The sequence below is a fragment of the Sulfitobacter sp. W002 genome (assembly GCF_025142135.1).
GTDB lineage: Bacteria > Pseudomonadota > Alphaproteobacteria > Rhodobacterales > Rhodobacteraceae > Sulfitobacter > Sulfitobacter profundi.
In genome coordinates, this window is the sequence record NZ_CP081126.1 from 2,004,941 (window position 1) to 2,020,650 (window position 15,710).

At 60.5% G+C, this 15,710-nt stretch carries 17 protein-coding genes and 1 tRNA gene; 7 read left to right on the forward strand and 11 right to left on the reverse strand.

The genetic code is table 11. The features are described 5' to 3' along the window. Nucleotides 1-2 precede the first annotated feature (2 nt). Together K3758_RS09900 and K3758_RS09905 are read left to right on the forward strand one after the other, a co-directional pair. Nucleotides 3-2,021 carry an acetate--CoA ligase family protein gene (locus K3758_RS09900; protein ID WP_259944384.1) on the forward strand — a complete coding sequence of 673 codons (2,019 nt, stop codon included), beginning with the start codon at nt 3-5 and terminating at the stop codon, nt 2,019-2,021. Further along, nucleotides 2,018-2,800: a carnitinyl-CoA dehydratase gene (locus K3758_RS09905; protein ID WP_259944386.1), complete on the forward strand. Its 783-nt coding sequence runs from the start codon at nt 2,018-2,020 to the stop codon at nt 2,798-2,800. The genes K3758_RS09900 and K3758_RS09905 overlap by 4 nt, the downstream gene beginning before the upstream one ends. 269 nt (nt 2,801-3,069) lie before the next feature. Here the strand turns inward: K3758_RS09905 and K3758_RS09910 are convergent. The 10 genes from K3758_RS09910 to K3758_RS09955 form a co-directional block, all read right to left on the reverse strand. After that, nucleotides 3,070-3,146 (reverse strand) — tRNA-Arg (locus K3758_RS09910). Between the two features lie 74 nt (nt 3,147-3,220). Next, nucleotides 3,221-4,441 (reverse strand): cysteine desulfurase, encoded by a 1,221-nt coding sequence (locus K3758_RS09915; protein WP_259944387.1) that lies wholly within the window; start codon nt 4,439-4,441, stop codon nt 3,221-3,223. Nucleotides 4,442-4,444: 3 nt separating this feature from the next. Then, nucleotides 4,445-5,023, reverse strand: coding sequence for a YIP1 family protein (locus K3758_RS09920; protein ID WP_259944390.1), 579 nt, complete (start codon nt 5,021-5,023; stop codon nt 4,445-4,447). A gap of 1 nt (nt 5,024) precedes the next feature. Further along, nucleotides 5,025-5,507 (reverse strand): YIP1 family protein, encoded by a 483-nt coding sequence (locus tag K3758_RS09925; protein WP_259944392.1) that lies wholly within the window; start codon nt 5,505-5,507, stop codon nt 5,025-5,027. Continuing rightward, nucleotides 5,507-6,787, reverse strand: a complete 1,281-nt coding sequence (gene sufD / locus K3758_RS09930) for a Fe-S cluster assembly protein SufD (RefSeq protein ID WP_259944395.1) — start codon at nt 6,785-6,787, stop codon at nt 5,507-5,509. The genes K3758_RS09925 and sufD overlap by 1 nt, the downstream gene beginning before the upstream one ends. After that, nucleotides 6,787-7,542, reverse strand: a complete 756-nt coding sequence (gene sufC, locus K3758_RS09935; protein WP_067625310.1) for a Fe-S cluster assembly ATPase SufC — start codon at nt 7,540-7,542, stop codon at nt 6,787-6,789. Before sufC ends, sufD begins: the two co-directional genes overlap by 1 nt. Before the next feature lie 83 nt (nt 7,543-7,625). Continuing rightward, nucleotides 7,626-8,432 carry a polysaccharide pyruvyl transferase family protein gene (locus K3758_RS09940; protein ID WP_259944399.1) on the reverse strand — a complete coding sequence of 269 codons (807 nt, stop codon included), beginning with the start codon at nt 8,430-8,432 and terminating at the stop codon, nt 7,626-7,628. Continuing rightward, complete coding sequence (gene sufB, locus K3758_RS09945) at nt 8,432-9,955, reverse strand: Fe-S cluster assembly protein SufB (RefSeq protein ID WP_259950055.1); 1,524 nt, start codon at nt 9,953-9,955, stop codon at nt 8,432-8,434. Before sufB ends, K3758_RS09940 begins: the two co-directional genes overlap by 1 nt. A gap of 36 nt (nt 9,956-9,991) precedes the next feature. Beyond that, entirely contained in the window at nt 9,992-11,092 is a 1,101-nt protein-coding gene (locus K3758_RS09950; RefSeq protein ID WP_259944400.1) for a cysteine desulfurase family protein, read from the reverse strand. A 113-nt stretch (nt 11,093-11,205) separates the two neighbouring features. After that, nucleotides 11,206-11,667 carry an Rrf2 family transcriptional regulator gene (locus K3758_RS09955; RefSeq protein WP_067942247.1) on the reverse strand — a complete coding sequence of 154 codons (462 nt, stop codon included), beginning with the start codon at nt 11,665-11,667 and terminating at the stop codon, nt 11,206-11,208. Between the two features lie 172 nt (nt 11,668-11,839). Between K3758_RS09955 and K3758_RS09960 the strand changes: the two genes are divergently transcribed. From K3758_RS09960 to K3758_RS09975, 4 genes are all read left to right on the forward strand, one after another. Then, the gene (locus K3758_RS09960) at nt 11,840-12,493 is read left to right on the forward strand and encodes an alpha/beta hydrolase (protein ID WP_067626833.1); all 654 of its coding nucleotides are present in this window, start codon (nt 11,840-11,842) and stop codon (nt 12,491-12,493) included. Further along, the gene (locus K3758_RS09965) at nt 12,493-12,729 is read left to right on the forward strand and encodes a hypothetical protein (protein ID WP_120351137.1); all 237 of its coding nucleotides are present in this window, start codon (nt 12,493-12,495) and stop codon (nt 12,727-12,729) included. Before K3758_RS09960 ends, K3758_RS09965 begins: the two co-directional genes overlap by 1 nt. Further along, nucleotides 12,726-13,310: an HD family hydrolase gene (locus K3758_RS09970; RefSeq protein ID WP_259944406.1), complete on the forward strand. Its 585-nt coding sequence runs from the start codon at nt 12,726-12,728 to the stop codon at nt 13,308-13,310. Before K3758_RS09965 ends, K3758_RS09970 begins: the two co-directional genes overlap by 4 nt. Nucleotides 13,311-13,406: 96 nt before the next feature. Further along, the gene (locus K3758_RS09975) at nt 13,407-14,621 is read left to right on the forward strand and encodes an NADP-dependent isocitrate dehydrogenase (protein WP_067942253.1); all 1,215 of its coding nucleotides are present in this window, start codon (nt 13,407-13,409) and stop codon (nt 14,619-14,621) included. A 307-nt stretch (nt 14,622-14,928) separates the two neighbouring features. Here the strand turns inward: K3758_RS09975 and K3758_RS09980 are convergent, their stop codons facing one another. Next, nucleotides 14,929-15,135, reverse strand: a complete 207-nt coding sequence (locus K3758_RS09980) for a DUF6356 family protein (RefSeq protein ID WP_120351138.1) — start codon at nt 15,133-15,135, stop codon at nt 14,929-14,931. Nucleotides 15,136-15,251: 116 nt separating this feature from the next. Here K3758_RS09980 and K3758_RS09985 point away from each other — a divergent pair, with 116 nt between their 5' ends. Continuing rightward, a complete protein-coding gene (locus K3758_RS09985; protein ID WP_120351139.1) occupies nt 15,252-15,710 on the forward strand; it encodes an Lrp/AsnC family transcriptional regulator in 459 nt (152 codons plus the stop codon).

The window sequence follows — 15,710 nt, forward strand, 5'->3', positions numbered from 1 at the left end:
ACATGAGTGATCTTGAGCGTCTCTTGCGACCACGTTCCATTGCCGTCGTCGGCGGTGGGGTCTGGTGCGACTCCGTGATCGAGCAGAACCAAAAGATCGGTTTCAAGGGTGATATCTGGCCCGTGCATCCCAAAAAAGACAGTGTCGGCGGGGTGCCAGCCTTTAAGACGCTTGCCGATTTACCAGACGCACCGGATGCGACGTTCATCGGTGTGAACCGCAGCGCAACCATCGATCTGGTGGGCGAGCTGAACCAGATGGGAGCAGGTGGTGCCGTGTGTTTTGCCAGCGGATTCAAAGAAACCGCCGACGGCACCGTTTTGAATGACCAATTGCTGGCCGCAGCAGGGGGAATGCCCATTCTCGGGCCGAATTGCTACGGGGTTCTGAATGCCGTGGATCAGGTGGCGCTTTGGCCGGATCAACATGGGCTGGTGCCCGTTGAACGCGGCGTGGCGATCTTGGCGCAGTCGTCCAACATCGCGATCAACCTCACGATGCAGCAACGCGGGTTGCCGATTGCCTATACCATCACCGCGGGCAATCAGGCCCAGCAAGGGCTTGCCAGCATCGCTCAAACTGTCATCCGCGACGACCGCGTGACCGCACTTGGCTTTTACATCGAAAGCTTTGGCGACATCGCGGATTTTGAAGAACTGGCGCGGCTGTCGCGTGCGCTCGGCAAACCGATTGTGGCGCTGAAGGTGGGCCGCTCGGAGGAATCGCAACTGGCAACCATTTCGCACACCGCCTCGCTCGCGGGCAGCAGCGCGGGGTCGGATGCGGTACTGGCGCGACTTGGGATTGCGCGGGTCGGCTCCCCCGCTGCGCTGCTTGAAACGTTAAAGCTGTTTCACTGCCATGGCCGCCTGTCCGGGGGGCGCATTGCGTCGCTAAGTTGCTCGGGCGGGGAGGCGAGCGTCATGGCGGATACCGCCGCGCATTATGGTCTGACTTTCCCCCCCCTGACATCTGCTCAAACAGATACGCTTTCCCAGCACCTTAGTTCGCTGGTCAATCTGACGAACCCCTTGGATTATCACACACAAATCTGGCGCGATAAGGCCGCCATGACAGCCGTGTTTGCGGCCATGACGGGCGATGATATCGACCTGACGCTTGTGGTGCTCGATTTCCCGCGCCTAGACAGCTGCACCGCCGATGATTGGATGATTGCAATCGACGCGATAGAAGACGCAGCCCGTCAAACGGGCCGTCCCTTTGGGGTGGTTGGGTCCATCGTCGAAAACCTGCCCGAAGCGATTGCAAAACGTCTGCTGGGCGGGGGGATTTTGCCACTGAGCGACTTTGGCACGGCCTGCGAAGCGATCAGCGCGGCGCGCATGCCGCCCACTAAAAATCACCAACCCCTGCTACCTGCCCCCAGCTTCGCCACCACGATCACGGTCACCGAAGGCGATGCCAAACGGGCCCTTGCGGCATACGGCTTGGATATCCCCAAAAGCCGTGCAGGCATCGCCCGTGCGGATGTGATCGCTTGCGCCGAAGAGATCGGTTTTCCCGTTGTCCTGAAGGGCGAAGGGGTCGCCCATAAAACCGAAACCGGCGCGGTAAAGCTGCACCTCGCAGACGCAGCGCAGGTCAGGGCGGCTGCGCGGGAAATGCAGGCCGAAACCTTCCTTGTCGAAGAAATGATCACCGGTACGGTCGCGGAGCTGTTGCTAGGCATCGTCGCGGACCCCGCCCACGGGTTCGTCCTGACCTTGGCCGCGGGCGGCACGCTGACGGAAATTCTGGAGGACGGTCAATCCTTGCTGCTGCCCACTACGGATGCCGATATTCGCCACGCCTTGGGCCGATTAAGAGTATCCCCCCTGTTGAGCGGCTATCGCGGTGGTGAGCCTGCCAACATAGACGCCATTGTTGACGCGGCCCTAAAGCTGCAAAACTTCGTCACCGACCACGCCGACGAAATTGCCGAAATCGAAATCAATCCCCTCATCTGCACAAAAGACCGCGCGATCATCGCCGATACGCTTTTGGTGAAAGGAACAACATGACAAGCCCCGTTAAAACGCGCCGAGAGGGTGCCGTGCTCGAAATCACTCTGGATCGCCCAAAGGCCAATGCCATTGATCTTCAAACCAGCCGTATCTTGGGCGATACCTTTGCCGCCTTTCGCGATGACACTGATTTGCGCGTTGCGATTATCACAGGCGAAGGGTCGAAATTCTTCTGCCCCGGTTGGGATTTGAAATCCGCCGCTGATGGCGACGAGGTGGATGGTGATTACGGCGTAGGCGGCTTTGGCGGCCTGCAAGAATTGCGCGACATGAACAAACCGGTGATCGCTGCGGTAAACGGTATTTGTTGTGGCGGCGGGCTTGAATTGGCGCTGTCGGCAGACGTTATCCTCGCGGCGGATCATGCAAGTTTTGCGCTGCCCGAAATCACCTCAGGCACGGTGGCTGATGCCGCCTCCATCAAGTTGCCAAAGCGCATTCCCTATCACATCGCAATGGAGATGCTGTTCACGGGCCGCTGGCTGGACGCCGAAGAAGCCAACCGCTGGGGGTTTGTGAACCACGTCCACGCGGCAGATGATCTGATGGCGCAGGCCCGGGATATGGCACGCCTTTTGGCCTCGGGCCCGCCGCTGGTCTATGCCGCGATCAAAGAAATCGTGCGGAATGCTGAGGATAGCAACTTTCAGGACACCATGAACCGGGTTACCAAACGCCAGCTAAAGACTGTCGATGTGCTTTACGGCTCCGAGGATAACGCCGAAGGTGCGCGGGCCTTTGCTGAAAAGCGAGATCCGGTCTGGAAAGGGCGCTAAGAGCGTCGCATCCGGGCTTTCACCGGACCGCGGGGCTATTGGTCCCGCGCCATCTCAACGAACGATTGAGCCGCGGCTTTCCTGCTCCCGGATATGGACGACGGGGTAAAATAGCCGGTCCCAATATCTTTCTAGCGTTTTCCATGAGATTTCACGCTGCCAGCGCGGAAAACATTCTAATCCACGGAGGCGCAGTCGGAAATGTTAGCGCAGACCGTCACCCGTAACAGAAACGCAAATCAGTCGGATCGATCAAGTAATTGATTTAATGGCGGACCCTAGAGGATTCGAACCTCTGGCCTCTGCCTTCGGAGGGCAGCGCTCTATCCAGCTGAGCTAAGGGTCCACTGAGGGGCGGTATAGCCAGAGCGGGCCGCCCCTGCAATGGGAAATCCGGGCGTAAGGGCGGCGAAATTGAGCTTAGGCGAAAAGATCATGCGCCAATTCAAGTGCGTCAACCAATGTGTCGACCTCGGCGCGGGTGTTATACATGCCAAAGGACGCGCGGCAGGTGGCCGAAACCCCCAGATGCGTCATCAAAGGTGCCGCGCAATGGTGCCCGGCCCGCACCGCCACGCCCTTTTTGTCGAGCACGGTTGAAATGTCATGGGCATGGGCCGCGCCATCCAAGGTGAAGCTAAAGATCGCCGCCTTATCCGGTGTCGTGCCCTGAAGGTTAAGCCAGTTCAGACCGCTGAGACGGGACACGGCGTAGTCGCGCAGATCATCTTCATGGGCGGCGATATTCTCCATCCCTAGGTCCATCATGAAATCCAGCGCCACGCCCAAGCCGATGGTGGCCACGATGCCGGGGGTGCCCGCCTCGAACATCATCGGCGGGTCGTTGTAGCTCACTGCGTCTTTGCTGACTTCGCGGATCATGTCGCCGCCCCCGATGAAAGGGCGCATTTCGGCCATCCGCTCGGACTTGATATAGATCGCGCCTGAGCCCGAGGGGCCGTAGAGTTTGTGCCCTGTGACGGCATAGAAATCACAGCCGATGTCTTGGACATCCACCGGCATATGCACCGCCCCCTGCGAGCCGTCGACCAGCACCGGAACGCCTTTTTCGTGCGCCGCTGCAGTGATGGATTTTACATCAACTTTGGTGCCCAAAACATTGGAAAGATGAGAGATTGCAACCAGCTTGGTCTTTGGCCCGATGGCATCGATCACCTCCTGCGGGTCCAGTGCGCCGGTGGCGTCCACATCGACCCATTTCAGCACAACGCCCTGCCGCTCGCGCAGGAAATGCCATGGCACGATATTGGCGTGATGCTCCATCACCGACAGAACGATCTCATCACCGGCCTGCATCCGCGGCATGGCCCAGCCATAGGCCACGGTGTTGATCCCCATGGTGGCACCGGTGTTTAGCACGATTTCGTCTTCTGATCCGGCATTGAGAAACCGTGCAACGGTGCCGCGCACGCTTTCATATTTGTCGGTCGCTAGATTAGAAAGGTAGTGCAAGCCACGGTGAACATTAGAGTATTCATTCGCGTAGGCTTGGGTGATCGCATCGATCACCACCTGCGGCTTCTGCGCTGATGCACCATTGTCGAGATAGACCAGCGGCTTGCCGTTCACCTCGCGGCCGAGGATCGGAAACTGCGCCCGGACAGCATCAACGTTGAACATGTTTCAAACTCCTTGGGCGGTCAGCCCGATCAAAGACAGCAGGAGGCCAAGACCCAGCAAGACCCCAAGCGCGGCCCCTGCCAGCACAGCGGCGGCATGGAAGAGCCCCGGCAGATGCAGCAGTTCGGCCACGAAATTCAGCAGGATCCAAAGGCCCCAAAAAGTAACGACGAAAGAAACCAGCAGCGCCACCGGCGGCAGAGCCATGGTCAGCAGCAGGATCCCCAATTGCGCGCAGAGCCGGAGCGCCTGCAACCAGACCACGGCCGCCAGAAGCGGGGCCGCCGCGCCCTGCCCGCCCAAGGCCCGGCCAACCCAAGACAGCGCATGAACATAAAGGACCATCAAACCGGCCAGCAGCGCAAAAAGCACCAGTGGCGATTGGAAATAACTCGGCAATGCCATGGCGGGGGGCGCGATCACAAACATCGCCGAGATCACCAGCGCGTTCAGCGCCGCGACCAAGGCGAGCGATGTCCATATCACCTCCCGGCCCAAAGGTAGGGCCGCGATCATCCGCGCTGCGGCGCGGGGGCTGCGCAGTGTGGTTTGCGCGAGTTGGATCAGGGCGGCGCTGTCCATCTCAGCCCCGCTGTGTCGCAAGCAGGCCCGCGATCCAGAACCAGAAGAACACCGCCAACCAGAGCACGCCGACGATCTGCGCCTGCACGCCCGGCCCGATAAAGCCAAGCGCGAGGCCCAGCAACAACAGGATCGGCGCGGAAGCGAGCAGCGACCAAACCAAGGTCAAGCGCACCGCGTAGCCAGTGAGCCGCTGCCCCGCGATGCGGCTGATCGCCCAGACCATCGCCGCCAGACCATAGAGCAGCATCGGCATCACGAAGATCCAGAAAAACGCGCTCCAATACTGCCGCACGGCCAGCGGTCCTTCGGGGTCAAGATGGGCCGCGCGGGCTTGATAAGGGGACAAGGCCACGAAAATCAGCAGCCCTGCCATCAGCGCGAACATCAGCACGCGCACCTCGTTGCGGCCCTGCGCCAACAGCCCCGACATCACTTTGCCGGGGCCGCGATAGGTCGCAACGATATCGCTGGTGACAGCCATCAGGCGCTACGACGCTCCAACCACGCGCTGAGACGCCCGTTGATCTCCTCGCGCAGGTCCTCGGCTTCGATCTCTTCCACCGCTTCGGCAAGGAAGGCCAGTGTCAGAAGGTCGGTCGCCTCGGCATGAGACACGCCGCGGGCACGGAGGTAGAACAGCGCCTCTTCGTCGATCGCACCAGAGGTCGAGCCATGCGAACAGGCCACGTCATCGGCGTAGATCTCAAGCTCAGGCTTGGCGAGGAACTGGCTGTCGCCGTCCAGCAAAAGCGACTGGCTGATCTGATAGCCATCGGTCTTCTGCGCGCCTTCCTTAACGAGGATCTTGCCTTGGAACACGCCAGTCGCACCGTTGCGCAGCACCTTCTTATAGACCTGACGGCTTTCGCAATTCACCGCGTCATGGGTGATGAAAACCGTGTCGTCATGATGGAAGTCACCATCGCCGACGCAGGCACCGGCCACATGGGCCGAGGCATCATCGCCGGTGAGCTCGATCACGCATTCGTTGCGCGTCAGCGCGCCGTTCACGGTGACGGTGAAACTCTTGAACAGCGACTCGCTGCCGAGACGGGTGAAGATATGTGTCGCGGCCCGGCGCTCATGATCGCGGCCCTGTGCACGGACATGGTGGAAGCGCGCAGTGTCGGCCACTTCAACCTCCATCACGGTGTTGAAGCGCGCGGCAGCGGGGCCGTTCTCCAAAAGCGTCACTTCGGCGCCTTTTTCGAGCTTCACAACGTGGTGCAACATCGCATCCGAAGTCTCTGATTTATGGGTATAAACCAGATTGATCGGCTTGCTCACTTGACCCGTGACATGGATCAGCACACCGTCACTCGCGAAGGCTGTATTCAACGCGGCCAGCGGGCGTTGGACCGGTTTTTGGCCGTTCTTTTCCAGCGTACCATAGAGGTCACGCGCCCAATGCAGGTCGCTGTCCGCCGCCGCGAGCCGTTCGATGCTGACGCCTTCCAGCGCCAGATCGTCGGAGGCTTCGGCGTCGAATTCACCGTCGACGAAGACGATCCGCAGGCGGTCGGTATCGTCGAAAAGCGGTGCCTCGCCGTGATCGAAAATCGCAGCGGGCTGCGCGTCGGGTTGTGTCAGCGTGTCGGGGCGGGTGAACTTCCAATATTCATCCCGGCGTTGCGGCAGGCCCATGGCACGGAGCCGCGCCAGCGCGTCCTCGCGCGCCGCCTGGGCCCAGCCACCCTGCGGCATGCTGAGCCGTGCGATCATCGCCTCGGTCGGGGTTTCTTGCAGTTTCGCTTCGGCCATTATGCCACCTCAGCGAGAATGTCTGCGTAGCCGTTGTTCTCGACCTCAAGGGCAAGCTCAGGGCCACCGGTCTTGATGATGCGACCGTCGTGCATGATGTGCACAACGTCAGGTTTGATGTGGTCCAAAAGACGCTGGTAGTGGGTGATGACAAGGAAACCACGGCCTTCGGTACGCAGGGCGTTCACGCCTTCGGCGACCAGTTTCATGGCGTCGACGTCAAGGCCCGAGTCGGTCTCGTCGAGGATGCACATCTTTGGCTCAAGCATGGCCATCTGCAGGATTTCGTTGCGCTTTTTCTCACCACCCGAGAAGCCCATGTTCACGGGGCGCTTCAGCATGTCGGCGTCGATCTTCAGATCCTTCGCCTTGGCGCGGATTTCCTTAAGGAAGTCTGCCGCCGACATTTCCTCTTCGCCGCGCGCTTTGCGCTGTGCGTTCACCGCGGTGCGCAGGAAGGTCATGTTGCCAACGCCGGGAATTTCAACGGGGTATTGGAAGGCAAGGAAAAGGCCCGCCGCGGCGCGCTCTTCGGGCTCCAAGTCCAGCAGGTCTTCGCCTTCGAGCGTGGCGGAGCCTTCGGTGACCTCGTAGCCATCCTTGCCCGAGAGCACGTAGCTCAACGTCGACTTGCCCGAGCCGTTCGGCCCCATGATGGCGTGTACTTTGCCAGCTTCGACTTCCAGATCGACGCCTTTGAGGATCTGCTTGTCCTCTTCTTCCAGTTTCACCTGCAGGTTCTTGATGCTCAGCATTTCGGTCTCCTTCTGGCGCGCTTTGCGCCGCAATTCATGCTATTTCAGTGTTATATCAGGGGCTTGCCCCTGTGTGTTAAAGTTCATGCCGCCCCCTCATGGGCACAGAGCGCGGCGGGAAAGTGTTCGATCAGCGCCGCGCGGCAGGCAGCAATGCCGTCGTGATAGGCCAACGGCGCATCGGGTTTGCGGGCCGCCGGAATATCGGCCAAGGCGATCGGCACGCGCATGTCACGGCCCACCGAGGCGGCGTAGTCGTGGAACTTGAGCCGTCCCTGCCCTTCGGGTGCGACCCAAGTGTTCGCCACGCCGTAGGCATCCGCCGTGATCAGCCCGTGGAGGGATGAGGCAAAGACATGGGCGCAGGATGCGATGGCGGCGCAGACATGCTCTACCGGGTCGCGCGGATCAATCAGCACATAGGCGCTGTCGGAGGCCACGAGGTCCAGCAGTTCGGGAGCATCGGCGAGCGTATGATGCGGCACGATGCCGATCTTGTCGCCGCGCGGTGCATCGCTTGGCAAAACCTCGTTCACCAGAAGCCCGGGGTCGCCGAAAGCGTCAGTCTCTACCCCCAAAAGCGCCGCAGTCACCGGACCGCGCAGCAGTGCGATCTCGATGTTTTTCAGGAACGCACGGCCCCCTGCGGGACGCAGCAGACCGCTGCCCCAGATCACCGGCTTGGCCCCGTCGCGCGGCGTGTCGAAATTGCGCCGCACGATTTGCAAGAGCGAGCCAAGACCAAAGACATCCGCCTCGTCCACCGACGCATGGACCACCCGCCGCCCTGAGACATGGCTCAGGATCAGCGGACTCAGCGCATCGCCGAAATTCGGCTGCGCCTTCCACCAATGCAGGCGGAGGGGGGTATGCGCCGCAGCAAGGCTCATCAGCCGACTGAGCCTTCCAGCGAGATTGCCACCAGCGCTTGCGCTTCCATGGCGAACTCCATCGGCAGGGCTTGCAGCACGTCCTTGCAGAAACCGTTCACAACCAGCGCCACGGCCTCTTCCTCGTCCATCCCGCGCGAGCGGCAGTAGAACATCTGGTCGTCGTCCACCTTGGAGGTGGTCGCCTCATGCTCGACCCGGCTGCTGTTATTTTTGACCTCAATGTAAGGCACAGTATGCGCCCCACATTCCGAGCCGATCAGCAGGCTGTCACACTGGGTATAGTTGCGCGATTCTTTGGCCTTAGGGTGCATCGACACGAGGCCACGGTAGGTGTTCTGCGCCTTCCCCGCCGAGATGCCCTTGGACACGATGCGCGACTTGGTGCGCTTGCCGAGATGGATCATCTTGGTGCCGGTGTCGGCCTGCTGCATGTTGTTGGCGATGGCGATGGAGTAGAACTCGCCTTGGCTGTCGTCGCCACGCAGGATGCAGGAGGGGTATTTCCACGTCACGGCAGAGCCGGTCTCGACCTGTGTCCACATCACCTTGGCGCGGTCGCCGCGGCAATCGGCACGTTTGGTCACGAAGTTGTAGATGCCGCCCTTGCCGTCCTCGTCACCGGGGTACCAGTTTTGAACGGTGGAGTATTTCACCTCGGCATCTTCTTCGATGATGATCTCAACGACGGCGGCGTGAAGCTGCGACTCGTCACGCTGGGGCGCGGTACAGCCTTCGAGGTAGGACACGTAAGACCCCTTGTCGGCGATGATCAGCGTCCGCTCGAACTGGCCGGTGTTTTCCGCGTTGATGCGGAAGTAGGTCGACAGTTCCATCGGGCAGCGCACGCCCGGCGGCACGTAGACAAAGGAACCATCAGAGAAGACAGCGGAGTTCAGCGTCGCGTAGAAGTTGTCCGATATGGGCACAACCGAGCCGAGGTACTTCTTCACCAGTTCGGGATGCTCGCGGATCGCTTCAGAGATCGAACAGAAGATCACGCCAGCCTTTTTCAGTTCCTCTTGGAAGGTCGTCCCGACCGAAACGGAGTCAAAGACCGCGTCGACAGCCACTTTGCGGCCCTCGGCAGGGGCATCTTCGGCCCCTTCGACACCGGCAAGGATCATCTGCTCTTTCAGCGGGATACCCAGTTTTTTGTAGGTCTCCAGCAGCTTGGGGTCCACGTCATCAAGCGACTTGGGCTTTTCGGCCATGCTTTTCGGACGGGCGTAGTAATACTGGTCCTGAAAGTCGATCTCGGGGTAATCGACCATCGCCCAGTCGGGCTCTTTCTTGGTCAACCAACGATCATAAGCCGCGAGGCGCCATTCAAGCATCCACTCGGGCTCTTCGTTCTTTTCCGAGATCAGCCGCACGATGTCCGGCGTCAGCCCCTTGGGGGCGTATTCCATCTCAATGTCGGTGGACCAGCCGTATTTGTATTTGCCGCCGACTTCGCGCACGGCATCCACGGTTTCCTGGTCGACGCCTTCCTTGACGCCATCATTCTCTTTCAGGGTCATATTTTCCAAGGTTTCAGTTCCTTTCCGTGGCGGCGCTCAGGCGGCCCGCGTTTCGTGCTTTTTCAGTTTGGCGGTCCAGCTTGTGGCGAACCGCAGGATATCTTCCCGGGTGGTTTTCAGGCCCAGCGACACCCGGATCGCGCTGGCGGCCTGTGTTTCATCAAAGCCCATGGCGCGCAACACGGCACTGGCGCGGACCTTGCCGCTGGAACAGGCCGATCCCGCCGAAATGGCAAAACCGGCGAGGTCCATCTGCATCACTTGGGTCTCGCCCTTCCAGCCGGGCGTAATGATGCACGAAGTGTTGGGCAGGCGCGCAGCGCCTTTCCCTACAAAAATAGTCAGACTTGTGGCATCCGCAAGGGTCGCTTCCAACAAATCACGCTGTTCGGCCACCTCTTCCCACCGCCCCGCAGAGACATCCGCCGCCGCCGCTTCTGCCGCTGCGCCAAAACCTGCGATGGCGGGGATATTTTCGGTCCCTGAGCGGCGCCCCATCTCTTGCCCGCCGCCGCGCAAAAGCGCGTGTTCGGCCAGATCGATGCCGCGCTTGACGATCAGCGCACCGATACCCTTGGGCCCGCGCAGCTTATGCGCCGATACGAGAATGAAATCCGCCCCCGACGTGGCCATTTTGAACCGCGTTTTTCCAAGGGACTGCACTGCATCGACCAACACATAGGGGCTGCTCTCCATTGCCCAGCACTGCTGCGCCAAGGGCATGGTTTGTTGCAGCACGCCGGTTTCGCTGTTGGCAGCCTGAAGGGCGACCAGATCAGCGCCCGCCGCAGCGGTCAGATCACCGTCCCAAACGCCATGCGCATCGACGCCCAAACGATCCGCCTGCCCCCATGAAAGCACCGCTTCATGCTCCACGGCGGATGTCACCACCCGCGCGCTCATCGCAGCCGCCAGCGCTGCCGCCTCTGTTGCACCAGAGGTGAAAATCACATCGACCGGGTCACAACCAACAAGCCCCGCCACCTGCACCCGCGCGCGTTCGACCACAGCCTTGGCCGCACGGCCTTCGGCATGGACCGAGGACGGGTTGCCGGGCAAATCCATCGCCGCGATCATCGCCGCGCGCGCCTCCGCCCGCAGCGGCGTGGTCGCGTTATGGTCGAGGTAGACCCGCATCCTTCATCCTTTTCCAAATACCGCGGGGGTCCGGGGGCAGCGCCCCCGAAATCCCACATCGCCACCCGCGCAGGCCACAGCGGCCAAAGCGCGTTTGCTGCCCAAAACCACCCTCACGTCTCATCCACCACGGCAAAGAGTGTCGGCACCGCCGGACAGGGGGCCAGTTCGTTATCCACCACATCCGACAGGCGGGTCTGGTGCAAGAAGACATAGACATGCGCGCTCAGCCCCTGCCAAAGCCGGTTGGTCAGCGATTGCGCCCGGCTGCCCGAAAGCCCGCCCGAGGCACCTGCCCCCTTGTGCATCGCATCCACCGTCTCATCCACTGCGGCAAGCACATCGACCACGCGAATATCCGTAGCCGGACGCGCCAGACGGTAGCCCCCGCCCGGCCCCCGGACAGAGGTTACCAACTCGGCCCGCCGCAGTTTGACAAACAACTGTTCGAGATAGGGCAAAGACACCGACTGTCGCTCGGCAATGTCACCCAGTGACACCAGCGTCCCCGCAGGCTGGAGGGCAATATCGGCCAAAGCGACCATCGCGTAGCGCCCTTTGGTGGATAGCTTCATCGTCTTACCCTCACTCGCCGTGCCATTTGATTGACGTGGGCGGCTTAAATGCCTAAGTCCAAAGACTGATCCACGCGACACTGCGCGGAACCAGATTAGAACCGTTCTAAGGTGGCCTAGCGAATTCGTCAACTATTCGCGGCGATCTTTGAACCCCCAGACAGGGACACCCATGCCCGAGGTTATTTTTCCCGGACCCGAAGGCCGCCTTGAAGGCCGCTACCACCCCCAAAAAGAACGTGACGCCCCGATTGCCATCGTGCTGCATCCGCATCCACAGTTCGGCGGCACGATGAATCACAAGGTCGTCTATAACCTGCACTATGCGTTCTACAACATGGGTTTCACCGTGTTGCGCTTTAACTTCCGCGGCGTGGGCCGTAGCCAGGGTGAATACGACCAAGGCATCGGCGAACTGTCCGACGCGGCCTCGGCGCTTGATTACCTTCAATCGATGAACAACAACTCCAAACATTGCTGGGTTGCGGGTTTCTCGTTTGGTGCGTGGATCGGCATGCAACTGCTGATGCGCCGGCCAGAGATCACCGGCTTCATCTCGGTCTCGCCGCCCGCGAATATGTATGACTTTTCGTTCCTCGCGCCCTGCCCGGCCTCTGGCCTGGTCATCAACGGCACCGCCGACCGCGTGGCGCCGCCTGCTGACACGACCAATCTGGTCAACAAGCTGCATGAACAAAAAGGCATCACGATCACCCATCAGGAGATCGAAGGCGCCGGGCACTTCTTTGAAGAGCCGCATATGGACACGTTAATCACCTCGACCAGCGACTATGTGAAACGCCGTCTGACGGAATCCACCCGCTAATGGCGGACGCGGTCGTCCTCCAACTGGCCAACAAGCTTGCCGAGGAATGTCTCGCCGTGCAGGCCGAGACCGGTGAGGAGCGGCTGTTTATCGAAGTTGGCGAGGTGCTTGGCGCCTCGTCACAAACCCTTGAAGAAGCCTTTTTGACGGCGATCCGAACGCGGATGGCCAATGACAAGGCCCGCGGTTTTCTTGCCCGCAAACTGCGCGATCATCGCGGCAAGGCAGGCGCATGACCGAGCGGCTCGACCAGCAGATCGCCTTTCTCAATGAGGCCGACAAGCTTAAGACGGTTCTGCGCGGCACCACCCTGTGCGATGCAAGCCGGGCGGAAAACTCGGCCGAACATTCATGGCATTTGACGCTCTACGCGCTGGTTCTGGCCGATCAGGCCGGTCCAGAGGTGGACATCAACCGCGTCATCAAGATGCTGATCCTGCACGATCTTGTTGAGATCGACGCGGGCGACAATCCGATCTTCGGCGACTATGACGCCGCTGAAATGGAAGCGCAGGAACAAATCGCCGCCGACCGCATCTTTGGCCTGCTGCCCGCCGATCTGCGGGACGCATTGCGCAGCATCTGGGAAGAGTTCGAAGCCGCCGAGAGCCCTTCGGCCCGCTTTGCCAAATCGCTCGACCGGTTCCAGCCCCCGATGCAAAACCTCGCCTCGGGCGGGGGCAGCTGGACCGATTACAACGTCTCGGAAGCGCAGATCGAAGAGAAGGTTGGCCGCAAGATCGCCATCGGCGCCCCTGCGCTTTGGTCCTACGCCCGGGCCCGTATCAGCAGCTTTTTCGCCGGGGTCGGCGCCTGACCGCGAGCTTCGGCATACCATGGTATACGATCTTTCTCTTTGGCCCCCGATAGGCTAAAGCACGGATAAATACATCCTCAACCAAAGGAATTCGTCATGTCGAAGATTAAGGTAGAAAACCCCATCGTCGAACTCGACGGCGATGAGATGACCCGGATCATCTGGGATTTCATTAAGAAAAAGCTGATTACCCCCTATCTTGACGTTGACCTGAAGTATTACGACCTTGGCATGGAAGTGCGGGACGAGACCGACGACCAGATCACCGTCGATGCGGCCCATGCGATCCGCGAGCATGGCGTCGGCGTGAAATGCGCCACCATCACCCCCGATGAGGCGCGGGTCGAAGAGTTTGGCCTCAAGCGCATGTACCGCAGCCCCAACGGCACCATCCGCAACATTCTGGGCGGCGTCATCTTTCGCGAGCCGATCATCTGCCGCAACGTGCCGCGCCTTGTGCCGGGTTGGACCCAGCCGATCGTCGTGGGCCGTCATGCCTTTGGCGACCAGTACCGCGCCACCGATTTCCGTTTTCCCGGCAAGGGCAAGCTAACGATCAAGTTCGTCGGTGACGATGGGGAAACCATCGAGAAGGAAGTCTTCGACGCGCCCTCCGCCGGTGTCACCATGGCGATGTACAACCTCGACGATTCGATTCGTGACTTTGCGCGCGCTTCTTTCAACTACGGTCTGAACCGCGGCTGGCCGGTGTATCTGTCGACCAAAAACACAATCCTCAAAGCCTATGACGGACGCTTCAAGGACCTGTTCCAAGAGATTTTCGACGAAGAGTTCGCCGAGGACTTCAAGAAAAAGAACATCTGGTACGAACACCGCCTGATCGACGACATGGTCGCCTCGGCGATGAAATGGTCGGGCGGCTATGTCTGGGCCTGCAAAAACTACGACGGCGACGTGCAGTCCGACACCGTGGCGCAGGGCTTTGGCTCGCTCGGGCTGATGACCTCGCAGTTGATGACCCCGGATGGCAAAATCGTTGAAGCCGAAGCCGCGCATGGCACCGTGACGCGCCACTACCGTCAGCACCAGAAGGGCGAAGAGACTTCGACCAACTCCATCGCCTCGATCTACGCTTGGACGGGCGGATTGAAGCACCGCGGCAAGCTGGACGATAACACGGCGCTGATCAATTTCGCCGAGACACTTGAGAAGGTTGTCGTGGACACGGTGGAATCGGGTTTCATGACCAAGGACCTCGCCCTGTTGGTGGGGCCGGATCAGGGCTGGCTGACGACCATGGGCTTCTTGGAGAAGGTAGACGAGAACCTGAACAAGGCGTTGGCTGGCTGAACCGGCCGGATACTGAGACGACAAAAGGGGCCGCAGCGATGCGGCCCTTTTTTTCGTTTGCTCCTGCCACCCAGCCCGGAATCAAGCCGTTGGCGCCGGGCCATCGCCTGCCCGCCGTCACGCCGGAGGCGTGCCGCTATATATGGGCGCACCTTTGGTGCGACCGGGTAGGCGATTTGGTGAGGCTGGGCGCGACTTTGCGAGCGCACATCACGGTAGAGCCATCAAGTGGCTTAAAGCACCGGCTGGATCGCCAACCCGCGGGCAGGCGCCGGCCCTCACCGCGAAATTGGAGCCGCGCTGGCGCTCACTGCCCCCGGTTGTGCGTCCGGGCATAAAGCTTCGCGATGATCCCACTCGCCGTCTTCTCAAACAAACACGGGATCAGCGCATGTACCAGCGCCGCCCCCGCTGCCGCGAACAGCAGGCCAGAGAACTTCAGCGCGAAGGCCATATGTTCAAAAAACGTCTCCTCCACCTTTGCGGGGTGGTCGAGAAAGATGCGTGCGATCATGGGGAGCTCCTGTCTTTGCCTTTGCAGCACCTTAACCCAATCCCTCTGTGACGTTTTCTCAAATCCCGCCCCGCAACCCCTTGCCCATAAGAAAATTTCCCACCAAACTCCCAAAAATGACGACACTTGATGACATTGACCGCCGCATATTGGTCGAACTGCAACGCGACGCCAGCCAATCACTCGAAGCGCTCGGGGCCGCTGTCCATCTTTCGCGCAATGCCTGCTGGCGCCGTATCCGCACGCTTGAGAAGGCAGGCGTGATCAAGAACCGTGTCACACTCTTGGATGCCGCGAAACTTGACCTCGGCCTCAGCGTCTTCATTCAGGTGCGCACCAACGCCCATGCGCCCGATTGGTTGGACAAGTTCTCAAAGGCCACGCAGGCCATGCCCGAAATTCTCGGCGTCTACCGTATGACCGGTGATCTGGACTATTTGATCCGCGCGCGGGTTCGGGATATGGCGGGGTATGATCGCCTTTATCAGGACCTGATCCGCCGGGTGCCGCTGTCGGATGTTTCGGCCAGTTTCGTGATGGAGGAAATCAAAGAAACCACCGAACTCCCGCTCTGA

What these genes read in the sequence shown, in the direction of transcription:
- K3758_RS09900 (WP_259944384.1), top strand. Translation starts at nt 3, where the DNA reads ATGAGTGATCTTGAGCGTCTCTTGCGACCACGTTCCATTGCCGTCGTC.
- K3758_RS09905 (WP_259944386.1), top strand. Translation starts at nt 2,018, where the DNA reads ATGACAAGCCCCGTTAAAACGCGCCGAGAGGGTGCCGTGCTCGAAATC.
- K3758_RS09915 (WP_259944387.1), bottom strand. Translation starts at nt 4,441, where the DNA reads ATGTTCAACGTTGATGCTGTCCGGGCGCAGTTTCCGATCCTCGGCCGC.
- K3758_RS09920 (WP_259944390.1), bottom strand. Translation starts at nt 5,023, where the DNA reads ATGGACAGCGCCGCCCTGATCCAACTCGCGCAAACCACACTGCGCAGC.
- K3758_RS09925 (WP_259944392.1), bottom strand. Translation starts at nt 5,507, where the DNA reads ATGGCTGTCACCAGCGATATCGTTGCGACCTATCGCGGCCCCGGCAAA.
- sufD (WP_259944395.1), bottom strand. Translation starts at nt 6,787, where the DNA reads ATGGCCGAAGCGAAACTGCAAGAAACCCCGACCGAGGCGATGATCGCA.
- sufC (WP_067625310.1), bottom strand. Translation starts at nt 7,542, where the DNA reads ATGCTGAGCATCAAGAACCTGCAGGTGAAACTGGAAGAAGAGGACAAG.
- K3758_RS09940 (WP_259944399.1), bottom strand. Translation starts at nt 8,432, where the DNA reads ATGAGCCTTGCTGCGGCGCATACCCCCCTCCGCCTGCATTGGTGGAAG.
- sufB (WP_259950055.1), bottom strand. Translation starts at nt 9,955, where the DNA reads ATGACCCTGAAAGAGAATGATGGCGTCAAGGAAGGCGTCGACCAGGAA.
- K3758_RS09950 (WP_259944400.1), bottom strand. Translation starts at nt 11,092, where the DNA reads ATGCGGGTCTACCTCGACCATAACGCGACCACGCCGCTGCGGGCGGAG.
- K3758_RS09955 (WP_067942247.1), bottom strand. Translation starts at nt 11,667, where the DNA reads ATGAAGCTATCCACCAAAGGGCGCTACGCGATGGTCGCTTTGGCCGAT.
- K3758_RS09960 (WP_067626833.1), top strand. Translation starts at nt 11,840, where the DNA reads ATGCCCGAGGTTATTTTTCCCGGACCCGAAGGCCGCCTTGAAGGCCGC.
- K3758_RS09965 (WP_120351137.1), top strand. Translation starts at nt 12,493, where the DNA reads ATGGCGGACGCGGTCGTCCTCCAACTGGCCAACAAGCTTGCCGAGGAA.
- K3758_RS09970 (WP_259944406.1), top strand. Translation starts at nt 12,726, where the DNA reads ATGACCGAGCGGCTCGACCAGCAGATCGCCTTTCTCAATGAGGCCGAC.
- K3758_RS09975 (WP_067942253.1), top strand. Translation starts at nt 13,407, where the DNA reads ATGTCGAAGATTAAGGTAGAAAACCCCATCGTCGAACTCGACGGCGAT.
- K3758_RS09980 (WP_120351138.1), bottom strand. Translation starts at nt 15,135, where the DNA reads ATGATCGCACGCATCTTTCTCGACCACCCCGCAAAGGTGGAGGAGACG.
- K3758_RS09985 (WP_120351139.1), top strand. Translation starts at nt 15,252, where the DNA reads ATGACGACACTTGATGACATTGACCGCCGCATATTGGTCGAACTGCAA.